The organism is Enterococcus sp. AMC1251 (assembly GCF_058216535.1).
In genome coordinates, this window is sequence record NZ_CM177098.1 from 1,308,515 (window position 1) to 1,323,633 (window position 15,119).

Below are 15,119 nucleotides of genomic sequence, written 5' to 3' on the forward strand. Positions count from 1 at the left end.
ATCTTCTTTCTTTTTGTTGAAAGGTTCTTCACTGTTTCATTTCGTTTCTAATTTCCTAGACACGAGCTCGAAGCCCCAACATACTTAAACCAGATTTTAAAATGACAGTGAAGGAGACCGTTTTTTTGTAGGGACTCGAAGTCCATGAGCGTGTGGTCGATCTTCCTTTCACTCCTTACTATAAACTTAAAAATAAGAAAATAGAGGATAAACTCATCCGTCGATGAGTGTACCGCCCCCAAAAAGTTAGACCTAAAAATCTAACTTTTGGAGGTTTTTTTATGGAAAAATACAGTTTTGAATTAAAATTACAGATTGTTCAAGAATACCTTGACGGAGAAGGTGGGATGGATTATCTTTCCAATAAATATGGAATCAAGTCAAAGAGTCAGATACCCTCTTGGATCAATAACTACAAAGAGTTTGGGGTAGATGGACTTTTGAGAAAGCGACAATATCAGAAATATTCTGTTCAATTCAAGCTAAATGCGATAGAGTTATATCAAACAAGTGAGCTCTCCTATAAGTATAGAGCCGAAAAAATAGAGCACAGACCGTTGTTTCAACAACTAATTTGTGCTCTATTCTTTTTGATTACGTTAAGTAAAAAGTGTGTTCTATAAGTGCTATTCGAAGTCTTTTTGTGTGAAATAGAGTGAAAGATAGAAAAACATATTTTATTGATAATGATTCTCGTTATCAAATGAGTGTGATATACTAATCAAATAAAGGAAGGAGTGACTCAATAAATAAAGTACAAATCAATGGTTTTTCAATGAACTACGATAATATATACACGGAGCAGTGTCCTATAATGCTTGAAGAACAACTATATATCGAAGATAAGAAGCTACCTGGGGAAACAACAACGACAGTTTTTGATTTCTACCATGCTGATAATCCAGATTTACAAGTAACTGATTATCGGTAATCAGAAAAAATTGCATTAAATGAAAGCGACAGCTATAGTATTAAACAAGTACCTGTTTACATTACTACAAAAGACTATCTTACAGTTCTGAACAAGACAGAGGATTATCTAAAGTTTAAAGAAAACGTCTGTTTTTAAATGGTACATACGGTTTCAGAGAATTATTAGAAAGCGGTCAGGAAAAAAATGTTCATGCCATTCAAGAAAAATTAGAATATGTGAATGAGATGTATTATTTAGCACATCATAGTGATGATTCGATTTTTACCTAAATATGACATTGCGACCTATGATCAGTTTCATGAAGCAGATGGAAAGTTTATCTATAATTTTACGATTACTAAAAACGGCCAAACAATTCCACTTCTATGGCCAGATTACGTGTATCATAAGCCAGAAAAGCATTTGGAGTTCGAGCTTTTAGCAAATACTGTACAACCAAGGTATGTAAAATTTGATCAATGGGAAGCGAATGAACCAATAACAATTGAGATCTTGGCCGATGGTTTTGAAGAGGTTCGGTTTGAAACACACTTAAAACAACCTATGAATTTCCCACCGAAACTATCGAAATCGGAGTACACACTAGGTGATATGAACTGTTGGAGGATCAATTATTGATACCCAGTGGCTTGGGCGTTATCAGTTAAAAATTACTAGTGATACCTATGGTCAGCTATTATTTCTATTTATAATAAAACAAGAAGGGTAATTTCAAGAATGAAAAAGTTAAAAATTCAAGATTTTATTTCAATCGGCATTTATACAGCCATCTATTTTTTAGTTGTAACAATTGCGATGGTTATTTTACGTTTTACGATTCCAGCCTTTAATTCAGTTCTTATTCCCAGTGCTACATCTCTATTTGCAGGAATTGTTTATTTATTAGTGATTCACCGCATTCCCCGTTTTGGTGCAATCACAATTATGGGAAGTGTAATGGGACTATTTTTTTTAATCTCGGGTCATTTTCCGTTATCTTTTTTACCTAACATTCTTTGTGCGATAGCGGCAGATTGGCTTCAATATCACACAAAATTATCTGGAAAACTACGAACAATGATTAGTTATACTGTATTTAGCTTTGGATTGATGGGACCAGTATTACCATTATGGTTTATGAAGAATGCCTATGTTGATTCATTGATTGCTCGTGGCAAAGACGAAGTTTATATTGATAAAGTATTCGCACCAATCACAACAATCACTTTTTATGCTTGTGTTGCAACGGTCATTATCTGCAGTATATTAGGAATAGTGATCGGTCAAAAGATTTATGAGAAACATTTTGATAAAACTAAAGGAAAAAAATATGGAAAAAATATACGTAACGTTTGATCCCAGAAGTAAACTCTGTACGATTTTATTTGCTAGTTTTTTGTTGATGTTTCCATTGCCGTTTAGGGCAGAATTTTTTTTTGTGACGCTATTGTATGGATTATTTATTTTAAATGGCAGTTTGAAAAAAGGTACGATTTTTTATGGTATTTTTTGGTTTCTAGTCGTAGGAGATTATTTATTGTTTCCTTATATTGATAATGGATTTGTTGCTTTTTTCGATTTTCTATTTGTAGGAAATCGTCGGATGTTGCCAACGATTATGGCAGCGACTTTTGCCATGAATCGGACAAAAATTAGTGAATGGATCGCAGCTCTAAAGAAGTGTTATGTGCCTTTGGGCTTGATTATTCCCTTAACCGTGTTATTTAGATTTTTCCCCACACTTTTTCAAGATTTTAGAAGCATCCGCAATGCAATGAAATATCGAGGAATTGCTATTTCTACAATCGATTTGTTCCGTCATCCATTTCAAACAATGGAGTATATTATTGTACCGATTTTGATGTCAGCAGAAAATACGTCGTTAGATTTATCTTCATCGGCATTAGTTCGTGGTTTGGGAAATCCCGACTTGCATACCAGTATCTATGAGATCCGTTTAAAGGTACAAGACTATTTATTGATTGGTATTTTGATTTTTAGTGGCATCATTGGGAGGTTGATTTAATGATTAAATTAAATGATGTAGCGTTTGCTTATGAAGATCAGGAAAGGATCATTCAACAAGTTGATTTACAAGTTAAATCAGGTGAATTTATCGTTTTGTGTGGTAAAAGCGGCTGTGGAAAATCTACGTTGCTAAGAATCTTAAACGGTTTAATCCCTGAATTATACACTGGAGAACTAACGGGAACAGGTTCTGTTTTAGACCAAGAGTTGTTAACGAAAGAATTTAATGCCTATGTGCGTGATATTGGGGTTGTCTTTCAAAACCCTAAGACGCAATTTTTTACCAGTGATGTTTATTCTGAGTTGGCATTTGCAATGGAAAACTATGGCGTCCCCCGAGACGAAATGATTGATCGAATCAACGAAATAACTAGTTTGTTCTCCTTGGAAGAATTTTTAGAACGAAGTATGTTTCATTTATCTGGTGGACAAAAACAATTGATTGCATTCGCTTCAGCTAGTATGCTGAAACACCGACTATTTTTATTAGATGAACCTTCAAGCAATTTGGATGAAGCAACGATAGAACAATTAAAAGACTATTTACAGATATTAAAAAATCAAGGGATGACGATCATTGTATCTGAGCATCGTTTATATTATTTGACGGAACTTGCTGATCGATATTTAGTTATGGATAAAGGGAAGATCGCTGAAAGTTACACAAGTCAAGAAATGAGCGCAAAATCTTCTTCAGATATTCAGGCAATGGCGTTGAGGTCTCTTAAGCAGACCTCATTTAAAAAGACTACTGAACTTGTTAAAAACTCAGAAAAATTGAACGTAACATGTGTTGGGTTAGATTTTCATTACCGCCAAACAACTCTTGCGTTGAAAATTCCATCATTAATATTGACTAGCTCTTACATCACTGGAATTGTTGGGCATAACGGTGCAGGAAAATCGACATTTTCAAAACTTTTATCAGGGCTGATCAAACCAAAAAAAGGAGTTATCAAGCTAAATGAAAAAGTCATGCGTCCGAAAGAGTTGATTCAAGAGAGTTTTCTGGTAATGCAAGATGTTAACTTACAATTATTTTTCGAAACAGTCGAAAAAGAAATAAGCTCTCATGCTAAAAATACCAATGAATTTACTGAAATTGTCGCTATGCTAAATTTAGAACCGTTACTGTTACGTCATCCGCAAACATTATCCGGCGGCGAAAAACAGCGTGTTGCAATTGCGAGTGCTTTATTATCAGGGAAAAAAATTATCATTTTTGACGAGCCAACAAGTGGATTGGACTTGTTGCATATGGAAGAAGTCAGCAACACGATACGTTGGCTGCATCAAGAAAATATTTTAATTTTAGTGATCACGCACGATAAAGAGTTTCTCAGTCGAACTTGTCAACGCATACTTCATTTCGATCAAGGAACGATTATTGAAGATTACTTTATTGAACCGAAGATAACAGAATAATGGAGGGAAAAGATGTATATTGTAACGAATACAATTCAAACAGAAATTACCTACTCTCAAAAAATTATTCAGCAATTCACACCAAAGAAAGTATGGAAGCTATGGAAAGGTTCTTGGATTTCCAATTAATGCATCGCAGATTACCAGATAATCCAGAAGTTACTGAACTAGTTGTTTTAAGTCGTTGAATGTCAAAAGAACACCAAAAAATTGGGCGAAAAGCCAAGAATTCAAAAAAATACATCAAAGAAAAGAATTAAATTCAGAAGAGGACAAAAATATTAAAAGCAGACATTCTGGTATTCTTTTGAGTAACATAGCTGAATATGAAGTATTGATATAAAAGTAAAAAGATGCTAAAAAAAGTATTTATTTGCATTTAAGGTGTGGGACAAAAGTAGATTCTACTTTTGTCCCACACCCTTTTAGTATTAATTTCAATTTGAAAATCAACTAATTTTTTCCTCATTGTTGTACAAAGAAGAAGATTAGTACTTTTGCTTAACTAAGTATTAGTTTAATTGGAAAAATATAAGAAGTCAATAGGATTTTATTTTAAATTCTCTCATTTTTTTTGAAAAACAACAAAAAAAATGAGAATTTATTTGAGAAATGAATATTTCTTATCTAAAACCCTCTATTTTCACATCGAAATCTATTTTTACTGAGGTCTTTTATTAGCCGTCAATAAAATGGTCAAATAAAAACGTACAAAGGAATGAATTGCAATGGCAAAAAAAGGTGAAAACATTTATAAAAGAAAAGATGGTAGATGGGAAGGACGTTACATCAAAGGAAGAAGCAAAACTGGTGCAATAAAATACGGTTATGTATATGCTAAAAAATATAAGGACGTGAAAACGAAGTTAATTGTTGTAAAAGCTGGACTAATTGAAAAAGGAGACAAAGAAGCTAAGGAAGAATTACTAAAAGAATGGTGTATTTTTTGGTTGGAAAATGAAGTGAAACCTGTAGTTAAATGTTCTACCTACGCTCAATATCGTTGGTTATGCAGTACTTACATAGTTCCTTTTTTTAAAAATTGCTATCTACATAATCTAACAAGTGATACTATTCAAACATTTATTATGAGATTAGAGAAACAAGAGTTGGCTTCCGGGACTATAAGAAATATTTTTACACTACTAAAAAAAATGTTGATTGCGGCTAAAAACAATCAACTATTACTTGGAAGTCCATATAAAAAAATTCGATTACCACATAAACAAAAGAACAGAATCTCTGCGTTATCTAGGGCGGATCAGCGAAAGTTAGAGGCAGTAGCTTTAAATGAAAAAGAGTGCTCACCAATCATTTTATCCCTTTACTTAGGGTTGCGAATTGGCGAAATCAGTGGGTTAAAATGGTCAGATATTGATTTTAAAAAAGAAGTTGTTTACATTCAACGAACCGTTTCTCGAGTAAAAACATCATTTAAAACAGAAAACAAGACAAATATAATTATAAGTTCACCAAAGACAGAACAGTCTTATAGAGTGGTACCTTTGTCTAAAAATATATTATATTACTTATTAGATAAAAAAAAACAAAGCCAAAGTGACTATGTTGTCACATGCAAAAATAACTTAGCAGAACCTAGAGTTATTCGCTATCGGTTTAAAAGTTCAGTTAAAAAAGCTGGAATTTCAGATACGCATTTTCATATTCTTCGACATACTTTTGCAACAAGATGTATTGAAATGGGCACAGACATCACTAGTTTAAGTAAGCTGCTAGGACATACTTCTGTTAAAATGACGCTAGATATTTACACGGATTCTATGCTAGAAAGTCGTAAAAATATTGTTCAAAAATTGGATCAACTAATGATCAATGATAATGAAATTCGCCAATAAGCGGATTCTATTATCACTTTAATTAAGAAGTATTAACGAGAAAAAACTGGTTTTTATTCGTTAATACTTCACTTTTTAGAGAACTCAAGACAAACACTTATAAGAGCAATAGCTCACATGAGTACTTGTCTCAAGTTCTTTTTTTTGTATACAAAATTTCCTTAAAACTATTTTAAGCCGTCATTGAACCGTCAACCACTATTTTTGATACTAATAAGAACAATCTTCTTCGCAATTTTTCTTCTTTGTACAACAATGAGGAAACTTTTTCATCTTACTGATTCCTATCTTTTCACTGAGTATAACATAGTAAAAAGATTTAAAAAAATATTATAATCGTTAAAAAATTAAATATCTATACAATAAAATAGATGTAAAAAGGAAGGACAGTCAATGTATAACATAGGAGTTGCTTCATTTTCAGGAACACTTTCCAAAGAGTATTTGAAAAAAGTTAATGAAATTGGTCAAATACAACTAATCAATCAAGAAAACATTCAGCTAACAATTCAAGAAGTCGATTGCATTATTATTCCAGAGAATAGTAATGATGATAATACAATGACTCTTACACTAAAAGCGATTATGGAAATCAAAGCAATTACAAATAAATTAGTTTGGGTTCTAACATATGATGAGAACAGTGTGAAAAATATAATCTTTTTAAAACTAGGTGTGGATGGTGTCATACCTATAAAAAATTTTCCAGAAGAATTTGCATTAGTAATGAAAAATGCTTTATGTCGTCAGCAAAATGATTTAAATAGAACGGTTTACAGTCAAAAAAAGTCAGATTCTTATATAGAAATGAGAGATAAAGTAGCTGATTTTCATAAAGTTGAACTATACCCGCGTAGTCTAAGCATTGTTATTGATGGAAAAAAAGAAGTGAATTTGACACGTCTTGAGTATCGAACGTTTGAAATCCTCTATAAAAAAAGAAATAGTGTTGTTTCATATGAAGAAATCTATGATTTTGTCTGGAAATCTGATATTGGAAATCAGCAATATCGTGTGGCAAACATTATATTTCATATAAGAAAAAAAATAAAAGCTAGCTCGTACAATGACAAAATCATAAAAACAGTCCGTTCTATTGGTTACCGTCTAAGCTGTTAATTGTTGGTAAAGTACTAGAAATCTAATTTTCTTGCTCACGTTGAGGACCGGGAGCAAGAAAATTAGATTTAGAAAGGAGTTGAAATAATGAAAATCAGGAAAAAATCTTATACTTTGAAAATAGTAGGACTATTGTTATTACTTGGAAGCTTCTTCTTTTATATGAGCAGTTCTTCAATAAAAGCTTCTGAAACTGAAGCTAATACGCTGATATTAGAACAAACAACAAATCAAATTCAAACATCTTCAGAAAAAGATTTCTATTTTTCATTAAATGTAAAAGGCGCTGAAAAAGATCAACAAATTGTATTAGATTATTCTGAGGGCATTTCTTTTGATGAAGACAAAGTACTTGAGATGAACAAAGAAAAAATGTCCTTTATTCAAGTTGATAAAGATAAAACACAATTGAGACTAACACTTGCAAAAGAGGCGCAAGAGACCACACTTTCTTTCAAAGGGTCGACGGACGCTAAAGAAAACGATTCAATTCTAGCATCTTCAGGTCAGAATCGCTCAAACAAGTTGTTGATTAAAAAGAAAGTTTCTACATCTACTGAAATACCAACTATTCAGTCAGAATCAGAAGAAAAAATACAAGCACGAACCGATAGTTCTACACCATATTCTGATGTTTGGACAGAAATAACGACAGCAGAAGAAGCGTCAATAGCAGCTGGTACTGGAAAAGAATTACGTTATGGCTTTGGTCCTACAGACGCATTAGGAACAGCAAAAATTTCTGGAAATAGACAAAAACAATTTGCTATTCCCAATGTGACTTTTCTGGATGAAGGGAAAAGAGTTCAACATATTTATTACAAGCAAAGTATTCATAGTTTGCCTGCTGAAGCGGGACAATCTTTATGGACAAGTTATGGATTAATCTATGCTTATGGGAATAATACAAATCCAACTGTGTTCAATACAGGAAGTCATATTACCAGTGATGGCTATAAATATTACAAGCGGCTATTGCCAAACGGAATGACTGTGTACAAATTGACCTATAATACAGCATTTGATGCAAAAAAATTTCATGTCGAGATTGTGATGACAGGAAAGACAACTGGTACTGTAAATGTTGAATATACTGTAACTAATACAGGAACAAGTAAAGAAACAGATTTTGTTATTGGTTCGATGATCGATACTGAATTAAATGAAGATGATCAAGTACCGATTTATGCTATTGGCGATAATAAAGGTGTGTATATTGAAAATACTAAAGAGAGTGGAAATAAATATAAACTTCAATATCTATTTACAGGTCCTGAGCATGTCCAAAACTGGACTGGTAAACATTGGATTCAAGGAACAAATACATTTCCCAGAGATCATTTCATAAAAGAGTTCTTTAATTACAATGATTCAGGTTTTTCAGCTTTAAATTCAGCAGGATATGAGGCTCAAAATTATCCTGCAGATCAATTAGTATATGTGACTTCTGATATTAAAAAGATGGATACAGCAATCTACATGAAAAATCAGCCGACGTCTCTTGAGGTTAATCAAGAAACAAAAATGACTTATGATGTAACGATTGGGCTTAAAGGGAATCCCCCAGAAGTTTTCATTGATCAAAATGATCAAGAGATCCTTCAAGGAAATGCATTTGAAGTCTCAGGACAATGGAGAGATTCTGAAAGTCCTTTTGTAGATCTATACTATGCAGTAGATGACGGACCACCTATTCATTTTGGTGAAAAACTCGCAAATGATATGGCTAATCCTGGCAAAAAATTTGACTGGAAATTTACTTTACCTAGTTCTGTTTTAACGATAGGTAAAAGAGTGATCAAAGTATACGCTGTTGATAGCGAAGGACACACTTCTGAAGAAAAAATCCTGAATCTAACGATTAAAGCGGCTGATGCAGATTTGACAGTCAAATTTATCGATGAAGAGAATAATACAATTCATCCAGATGTTATTATACCAGGAAAAGTTGGTAGCTTCGTTGATTTGACTAAAGAGGATGCTGTTGTCAAAGCTATAAAGGAGCAGCTTAGTAAAAAATATGAAATCACAGATAAACCAACACCAGAAAATGCTATTGAAATTGTTCAAAATGGTCGCACAGTAACCTACAAATTTAAAGGTCGAATTGTACTGTCAGCACCAAAAAATATCGATTTCGGCACACAAATTGTTAAAGCGCAAGAGACTGTGATTGAAGAACCCGTTTCAATTGATGGGGCTTTGGAAATTCAAGATAGTAGAGCAACTAAAAAGCCTTGGAAACTGAAAGCACGCATGAAACAAGAATTAACGAATAGTAATAGTGAAGTTGTAACTGGAGCAATCCGCTACATTTATAGTGGACATGAAGTTAGGTTAAACGCAGGGATGCAAGATGTTGCTGCGGGAAAGAATCCAGATGGCTCTCCTAACAAAATTAGTGATAGTTGGTCAGCCAAAGGAGATGGTTTCAAATTAAAAACCGAAGTTGGTGCGGTTAAAGAATCGGGCGCTTATATAGGCATTATTGAATGGGAATTACTTGAAGGACCTTAGGAAGGAGATCTACATGAAAAAAAATAAACCATTAATTTGTATTCTGACTATCTCTGTCTTAGGTTTTGCAAGTTTATTTACCCCAACAACGTATTTTGCAACGGAGGGCGGTCAAGTTGGACATGAAGCTTTAATCGAGTTTTATCGTGATGATCCCGATGAGAAAAAGCCAAGTAGCCCCTCGAAATCAATAGATGAACCTAAGGTGAGCAAAAAGGCATCAGAGAGTAAACCTGTTGGACGCTATCCACAAACAGGAGAAATCGTAAAAAAATCATTGACGCTCAGCGGTGTGATTCTTGCTGTATCAGCAATATATGTTTACATGAAAAAACAAAGAAAAGAACGTAAAGGAGAGGACAAACCGTGAAAAAGACCTTAATAGTTACCTTTTGTTTCTCTTTGCTTCTTTTGATTACACCATCAACAAAAGTTATAGCAAATTCATTTTCCCAAGAAGGATCGATTGGTTTCGATGCGTCACTTATCCCGCCACAGATAGTAGATCCAGAAAAACCTGTAAAGCCAGTTGATCCAGGCCCAAGTCCATCAACAGAAGGTTTTCTTAGAATTGATTTTGTACCTAGGCTAGACTTTGGACGAAATCGATTATCAAAGAATGATAAAACATACGAAGCGCGGGCGCAATTGTTTCATGATGATACTGGTCCAAGAGGAAATTTCGTTCAAGTAACAGATAGCCGTTCTAATGGAGCAGGCTGGACGTTGCAAGTACGACAAGAAACGAATTTTATGATTCCCAAAAATGAAAGTTCTCAATTAAAGGGTTCCTATATTTCATTAGACAAATCGTGGACAAATTCTTCAATGGATAAAAAGTGTGCGCCAACTTTGGTAAATGATGTCATTAAAATTGACAAAATCCAAACAACGTATGATTTAGCAAGAGCAGATAAAGGCAAAGGACAAGGAATTTGGAGTGTAGAATTTGGTGCCTCTAATGAAAATGAGAATGATCTAGATTCTACACTAACGCCGCTGGTTGATGACACAGGTCAACCAGTCCTTGATCCAAACTTTGAAAATAAACAGGCATATGAAAATAATGCAGTTACATTTTTTGTTCCAGGATCATCTGACAGAGAACCTGGAAAATACCAAACGGTGCTAACTTGGATTTTATCTGAGTTACCATAAATATTAAAAGAATATCTAGGAGGAAACACAAATGAAAAAAAGAACATTATGTTCTATCGCATTACTAACAGTATTAGGAGCAAACGTATTATTACCAGCTGCAGCAAGTGCAGATAATGGAAAAGCGACACAAGCAAACGGATCAGGTTCAATTGATTACGTAGAAGATTCTGGCAAAAATCCAGATGTCGATCCAGAAGATCCAAAAAAACCAGTTGATCCGCCTTATGTACCAAACCCAGATAACGGTCCAATGAAGATCGATGGTGTTTCTGCGATGAACTTCAAACAACAAAAAGCAGTCTTAACTGATGAAAATTATTTTGCTGAACAAGTTCAAGTCACTCAAGCAGATGGATCTAAAGAAAAAAGAGGTGTTTATTTACAATTAACAGATAAACGTATCGACAAACGTTCAAAATGGGCATTAAGAGCCAAAATGACACAACAATTTAAAGCGACTTCTGGAAACACCTTAGATAATGCTACAATCAGCTTTAAAAACCCAATTGTTGAAACAGCAACGGATTCAACTGTGAGTGCTCATGCAACATTAGCTGCGACAGGCTCAGCATTCACATTAGATCAAACGCAAAATGTAGTAGATGTCCTTGAAACGAAAAACGCTGCAGATGGTTTTGGTACGTACACTGTTGCCTTTGGTAATACAGTAGCATATAACACTGCTACTGGAAAAGGAACAGCGGCAGATTCAACAGGTGTACCAAGTGCGTCAGATGCCAACAAAATTGAAAATGGTTCAGTTTCATTATTTGTTCCAGGTAAAACAGTGAAAACGAAAGAAGCGCACACTGCCATCGTTTTATGGGAATTGGCAGAAGTCCTTTAAAATCAATAATTAAATAAAACGAGAATGTTTCATAAGACAAGCTCACTAATTTTAAATGATTGGCGAGCTTGTCTTTGAATGAGAGGATTTGGTCTTACATTTATGAAAAAAATTTTTCAACAGTCATTCATTACGTTTCTTTTACTAATATGCATTTTCTATGGTCATGCCCAAGTGCACGATGCCACATCTGATCCATCAGGAGCCGTTGGTTTTTTATACAAAACCAATCATCCAGAAAATCAGATTGATGAATCTGGGTACTTTAATTTAAAAATGACACCTGGTCAAAAACAAAAAGTGTCGATCACATTAACCAATCTTGGTAAAAAAGAAGTGACGGTTGAGGTGAGTTTAAATGGTGCTAGAACGAATTCGAATGGTGTTTTAGAATATGGAAAAACAGAATTAGAAAAAGATGCATCAATGAAGTTTGATTTCATTGATATTGTTAAGGGACCAAAAAAAATTACGATCCCACCTGAATCGGATAAAGACTTAGAACTTGAAATTAACATGCCTGAAACTAGTTATGAAGGCATTATTTTAGGTGGAATCCAACTACAAAAAGTATCTGATGAAGAGCAAAAGAAAGAAAAAACTGGAACGACGATTATCAACGAATATGCATATACTATTGCAATGTTACTAAGAGAAAATGATACAAAAGTTGAACCTAAAATGGGGTATCTCAAAACATATGGAACACAGCCTAACGGGCGAAATACGATTACAGTAGATTTATCGAATCAAGCTACAGATTTATTAGAAGATCTTACAGTAGAAGTTCAAATCATGCCTGAAAAAAAGGATGAAGTTCTTTATGAATCTAAAAAAACAAAGATGCGAATGGCACCGAATAGTGTTTTAAATTATCCAGTCACCATGGAAGGACAATCAATGGTTCCAGGTCAATATAGAGCACATATCATAGCAAGTTCCGCTGATAAAAAGTGGGAATGGACAGAGATGTTTACCATCACAAAAGAAGAAGCGGATAAATTTAATCGAGAAGATATCGGCATTGATCAGGAACGAGGAATCGATTTCAAATTAGTTGGTATGATTGTCGGAGGAATTATAGGCTTTTTCTTGATTATTTTCTTAGTTATTCGTTTTATAAAAAATAAAGAAAGCAAAAAGAAAAGACGCACATCTAAAAAAAGATAGAACGGGAAGTTGGAAGGAATAAAATGACATTATTAGATTGGATTGCAGTCATAAGTTTAGCGATAGCAATTATCTTTCTCCTTTTTATTATCTTTCTTCTAGTAGGGATTGTAAAGACCAAAAAAGAACAAAGCAAATTGCGTTTGCTTCGAACCAAAAATAAGCGTAAGCGCAAAATAATTGCTAGGAAAAAGAAGCAATTGCAAAAGAAAACAAATAAAAGGATCACTGGTAGTTTCTTATGTTTACTTGTAACGCTTCTAGGTGTTGCAACCTCAATGTATGCAGTATACTATCAATCAACAAATTTAAGTCAAGAAGATAAAAAGGTGATCGTTTCTGGCTACTACAATCTTCGCGATGTCGAAGACCAATTGCAATTAGCTGAATCAGGTGAAGGAGATCGGGCACAACAAAATTTGGACAATTTGTCTTTACGATTAGCAGCGTTTGCTTTAAATCGTGCTGATTATCGTATCAATGGTGAGGGTCAAATTCGTATCAACCGTTACTATTCTTCAATGAAGGAACTAGGTATTAACTTGTCATCACAATCAAAAGGCTTTTATAAAGATCCTTCCTTATTAGAATCTTTCAGAATAGATATTGAAAGAGTTAAGAAAAATGAACAAGCTGTTATCAAGCAGTTCAAAATAAATGAAAAATCATTAGCAGAAAAAAAATGACAACAAAAAGCGGAGTTACTTGTTTATGGCTAATCTAACACATCATTCAAATAATCAAAAAAGAAAACACAAATATTCAAATAAAAAAGATGTCGAAAAAAGCTTAAAGAACAATAATAAGACTCCAATGAAAAAAAATACAAAAAAAGGTAAAAAGGCAATAATTGAAAAGAAAGTAAATAGAAAAAAAAATAACCGAAAAAAAGTTTACTCAAAAAAGAGAAAAAATAAACAATTGAATAGACTCTGCATAGAAATAGGCAGTTCGTTACTAATTACATGTGTTTTGATTTGGTTTCTTTCCATATTTTTGTTCGCATTCACTAAAATAGAGGGATATGGTATGTTGCCAACCCTGACAGAAAATGATGTTGTATATATCAACAAGCAAGCAAGAATTGTGCGCTTTAGTTTAGTTTACTTTGAAACACCTGATAAACAAGAAAAAGCGATCCGTCGAGTAATTGGATTACCAGGCGAATCGATAGAATATAAATCAGATAAGTTGCATATAAACAATGAAGAAGTTGAGGAATCATTCATCGAAAGTGAAGAAGTAGAAAAAATACACCAAATGGACGCTTTTTTCACTGGAAACTTTAGCATAGAAAATATAAAAAATGGTCTGCAAATTATTCCAAAAAATTCTTATCTAGTACTCGGAGATAATAGACCCTATTCGACAGATAGTCGTTACTATGGCTTTGTACCTAAAGAAAATATTATTGGGGTTGCTGAAATGAGAATTTTACCAGTACATTTGATGGAAAAATTAAATCGATAATTGAGTTACTACAACCGATTTTTTTACTCTGTAAAAGACATAGGAGTTAGAAAATAAATCAGCATTTGTTACATATGTCGGACTATTTTACAGTAAAAATAACCGCATATTTATAAAGAAAGAATGGAAATTCGTACGTTTAAAAAAGAAAAACTGAAATTCTTTCAAACAATTGGATAATTTTGTTTTTTTAGTTAGTCACTCATAATATATTATAAGGAGATGTTATAAATGAGAAAAAAAATGTTAGTTATGTTTTCATTAGCTATGGGTTTATTCATTATACTAGGGTTTGGAGGTCAAAGTGCAGAGGCGACAGCTAAAACAACGTATTTTGAAAATGATACAAGTGTAACTTCAGTAAAAAAAGAAACGAAGAGTGTATTAAAAGGTGAAGTAACAGTTATAACAAACAAAGAAAATACTACAAAGTATGCAAGAATTTATGTGGTACAAAACGGCAAAAAATATTATGATTGTTGCTCGAAATTAATCTCTTCTAAGCCCGAATATGATTCTAAAGGTGTAGCAACTGGAAATTATTTACATGTATATAGATTCTGTGGTTGTAAAGTAAGATAAAAAGTAATTAAACAAAATGAGTGACTTCTTT

14 protein-coding genes and 1 pseudogene are annotated in these 15,119 nt (G+C 33.3%); all 15 read left to right on the forward strand.

What is annotated here, in order from left to right:
• Positions 1-281: 281 nt before the first annotated feature.
• Positions 282-527: pseudogene (locus AC4BBR_RS06065) on the forward strand (helix-turn-helix domain-containing protein); the annotation flags it as partial.
• A 656-nt stretch (positions 528-1,183) separates the two neighbouring features.
• Positions 1,184-1,552, forward strand: a complete 369-nt coding sequence (locus AC4BBR_RS06070; protein WP_490461650.1) for a hypothetical protein — start codon at positions 1,184-1,186, stop codon at positions 1,550-1,552.
• A gap of 99 nt (positions 1,553-1,651) precedes the next feature.
• Positions 1,652-2,269, forward strand: a complete 618-nt coding sequence (locus AC4BBR_RS06075) for an MptD family putative ECF transporter S component (RefSeq protein ID WP_490461651.1) — start codon at positions 1,652-1,654, stop codon at positions 2,267-2,269.
• Entirely contained in the window at positions 2,244-2,939 is a 696-nt protein-coding gene (locus AC4BBR_RS06080; RefSeq protein WP_490461652.1) for an energy-coupling factor transporter transmembrane component T family protein, read from the forward strand. Before AC4BBR_RS06075 ends, AC4BBR_RS06080 begins: the two co-directional genes overlap by 26 nt.
• A complete protein-coding gene (locus AC4BBR_RS06085) occupies positions 2,939-4,366 on the forward strand; it encodes an ABC transporter ATP-binding protein (RefSeq protein ID WP_490461653.1) in 1,428 nt (475 codons plus the stop codon). The genes AC4BBR_RS06080 and AC4BBR_RS06085 overlap by 1 nt, the downstream gene beginning before the upstream one ends.
• Positions 4,367-5,094: 728 nt before the next feature.
• Positions 5,095-6,222, forward strand: coding sequence for a tyrosine-type recombinase/integrase (locus AC4BBR_RS06090; RefSeq protein WP_490461654.1), 1,128 nt, complete (start codon positions 5,095-5,097; stop codon positions 6,220-6,222).
• 393 nt (positions 6,223-6,615) lie between these two features.
• Positions 6,616-7,341, forward strand: a complete 726-nt coding sequence (locus AC4BBR_RS06095) for a winged helix-turn-helix domain-containing protein (RefSeq protein WP_490461655.1) — start codon at positions 6,616-6,618, stop codon at positions 7,339-7,341.
• Between the two features lie 87 nt (positions 7,342-7,428).
• Positions 7,429-9,858 (forward strand): MucBP domain-containing protein, encoded by a 2,430-nt coding sequence (locus AC4BBR_RS06100; protein ID WP_490461656.1) that lies wholly within the window; start codon positions 7,429-7,431, stop codon positions 9,856-9,858.
• Between the two features lie 13 nt (positions 9,859-9,871).
• On the forward strand, positions 9,872-10,228 hold the full coding sequence (locus AC4BBR_RS06105) for an LPXTG cell wall anchor domain-containing protein (protein WP_490461657.1): 357 nt from the start codon (positions 9,872-9,874) through the stop codon (positions 10,226-10,228).
• A complete protein-coding gene (locus tag AC4BBR_RS06110; RefSeq protein WP_490461658.1) occupies positions 10,225-11,016 on the forward strand; it encodes a WxL domain-containing protein in 792 nt (263 codons plus the stop codon). Before AC4BBR_RS06105 ends, AC4BBR_RS06110 begins: the two co-directional genes overlap by 4 nt.
• Positions 11,017-11,047: 31 nt before the next feature.
• Positions 11,048-11,866, forward strand: a complete 819-nt coding sequence (locus AC4BBR_RS06115; protein WP_490461659.1) for a WxL domain-containing protein — start codon at positions 11,048-11,050, stop codon at positions 11,864-11,866.
• 102 nt (positions 11,867-11,968) lie between these two features.
• The gene (locus tag AC4BBR_RS06120; protein ID WP_490461660.1) at positions 11,969-13,036 is read left to right on the forward strand and encodes a WxLIP family cell surface protein; all 1,068 of its coding nucleotides are present in this window, start codon (positions 11,969-11,971) and stop codon (positions 13,034-13,036) included.
• A 23-nt stretch (positions 13,037-13,059) separates the two neighbouring features.
• Positions 13,060-13,722, forward strand: a complete 663-nt coding sequence (locus AC4BBR_RS06125; protein WP_490461661.1) for a hypothetical protein — start codon at positions 13,060-13,062, stop codon at positions 13,720-13,722.
• A gap of 25 nt (positions 13,723-13,747) precedes the next feature.
• A complete protein-coding gene (gene lepB / locus AC4BBR_RS06130; RefSeq protein WP_490462077.1) occupies positions 13,748-14,506 on the forward strand; it encodes a signal peptidase I in 759 nt (252 codons plus the stop codon).
• Between the two features lie 231 nt (positions 14,507-14,737).
• Positions 14,738-15,088, forward strand: a complete 351-nt coding sequence (locus AC4BBR_RS06135) for a hypothetical protein (protein ID WP_490461662.1) — start codon at positions 14,738-14,740, stop codon at positions 15,086-15,088.
• The last annotated feature ends 31 nt before the right edge of the window (positions 15,089-15,119 follow it).

What these genes read in the sequence shown, in the direction of transcription:
- AC4BBR_RS06070 (WP_490461650.1), top strand. Translation starts at nt 1,184, where the DNA reads ATGATTCGATTTTTACCTAAATATGACATTGCGACCTATGATCAGTTT.
- AC4BBR_RS06075 (WP_490461651.1), top strand. Translation starts at nt 1,652, where the DNA reads ATGAAAAAGTTAAAAATTCAAGATTTTATTTCAATCGGCATTTATACA.
- AC4BBR_RS06080 (WP_490461652.1), top strand. Translation starts at nt 2,244, where the DNA reads ATGGAAAAAATATACGTAACGTTTGATCCCAGAAGTAAACTCTGTACG.
- AC4BBR_RS06085 (WP_490461653.1), top strand. Translation starts at nt 2,939, where the DNA reads ATGATTAAATTAAATGATGTAGCGTTTGCTTATGAAGATCAGGAAAGG.
- AC4BBR_RS06090 (WP_490461654.1), top strand. Translation starts at nt 5,095, where the DNA reads ATGGCAAAAAAAGGTGAAAACATTTATAAAAGAAAAGATGGTAGATGG.
- AC4BBR_RS06095 (WP_490461655.1), top strand. Translation starts at nt 6,616, where the DNA reads ATGTATAACATAGGAGTTGCTTCATTTTCAGGAACACTTTCCAAAGAG.
- AC4BBR_RS06100 (WP_490461656.1), top strand. Translation starts at nt 7,429, where the DNA reads ATGAAAATCAGGAAAAAATCTTATACTTTGAAAATAGTAGGACTATTG.
- AC4BBR_RS06105 (WP_490461657.1), top strand. Translation starts at nt 9,872, where the DNA reads ATGAAAAAAAATAAACCATTAATTTGTATTCTGACTATCTCTGTCTTA.
- AC4BBR_RS06115 (WP_490461659.1), top strand. Translation starts at nt 11,048, where the DNA reads ATGAAAAAAAGAACATTATGTTCTATCGCATTACTAACAGTATTAGGA.
- AC4BBR_RS06120 (WP_490461660.1), top strand. Translation starts at nt 11,969, where the DNA reads ATGAAAAAAATTTTTCAACAGTCATTCATTACGTTTCTTTTACTAATA.
- AC4BBR_RS06125 (WP_490461661.1), top strand. Translation starts at nt 13,060, where the DNA reads ATGACATTATTAGATTGGATTGCAGTCATAAGTTTAGCGATAGCAATT.
- lepB (WP_490462077.1), top strand. Translation starts at nt 13,748, where the DNA reads ATGGCTAATCTAACACATCATTCAAATAATCAAAAAAGAAAACACAAA.
- AC4BBR_RS06135 (WP_490461662.1), top strand. Translation starts at nt 14,738, where the DNA reads ATGAGAAAAAAAATGTTAGTTATGTTTTCATTAGCTATGGGTTTATTC.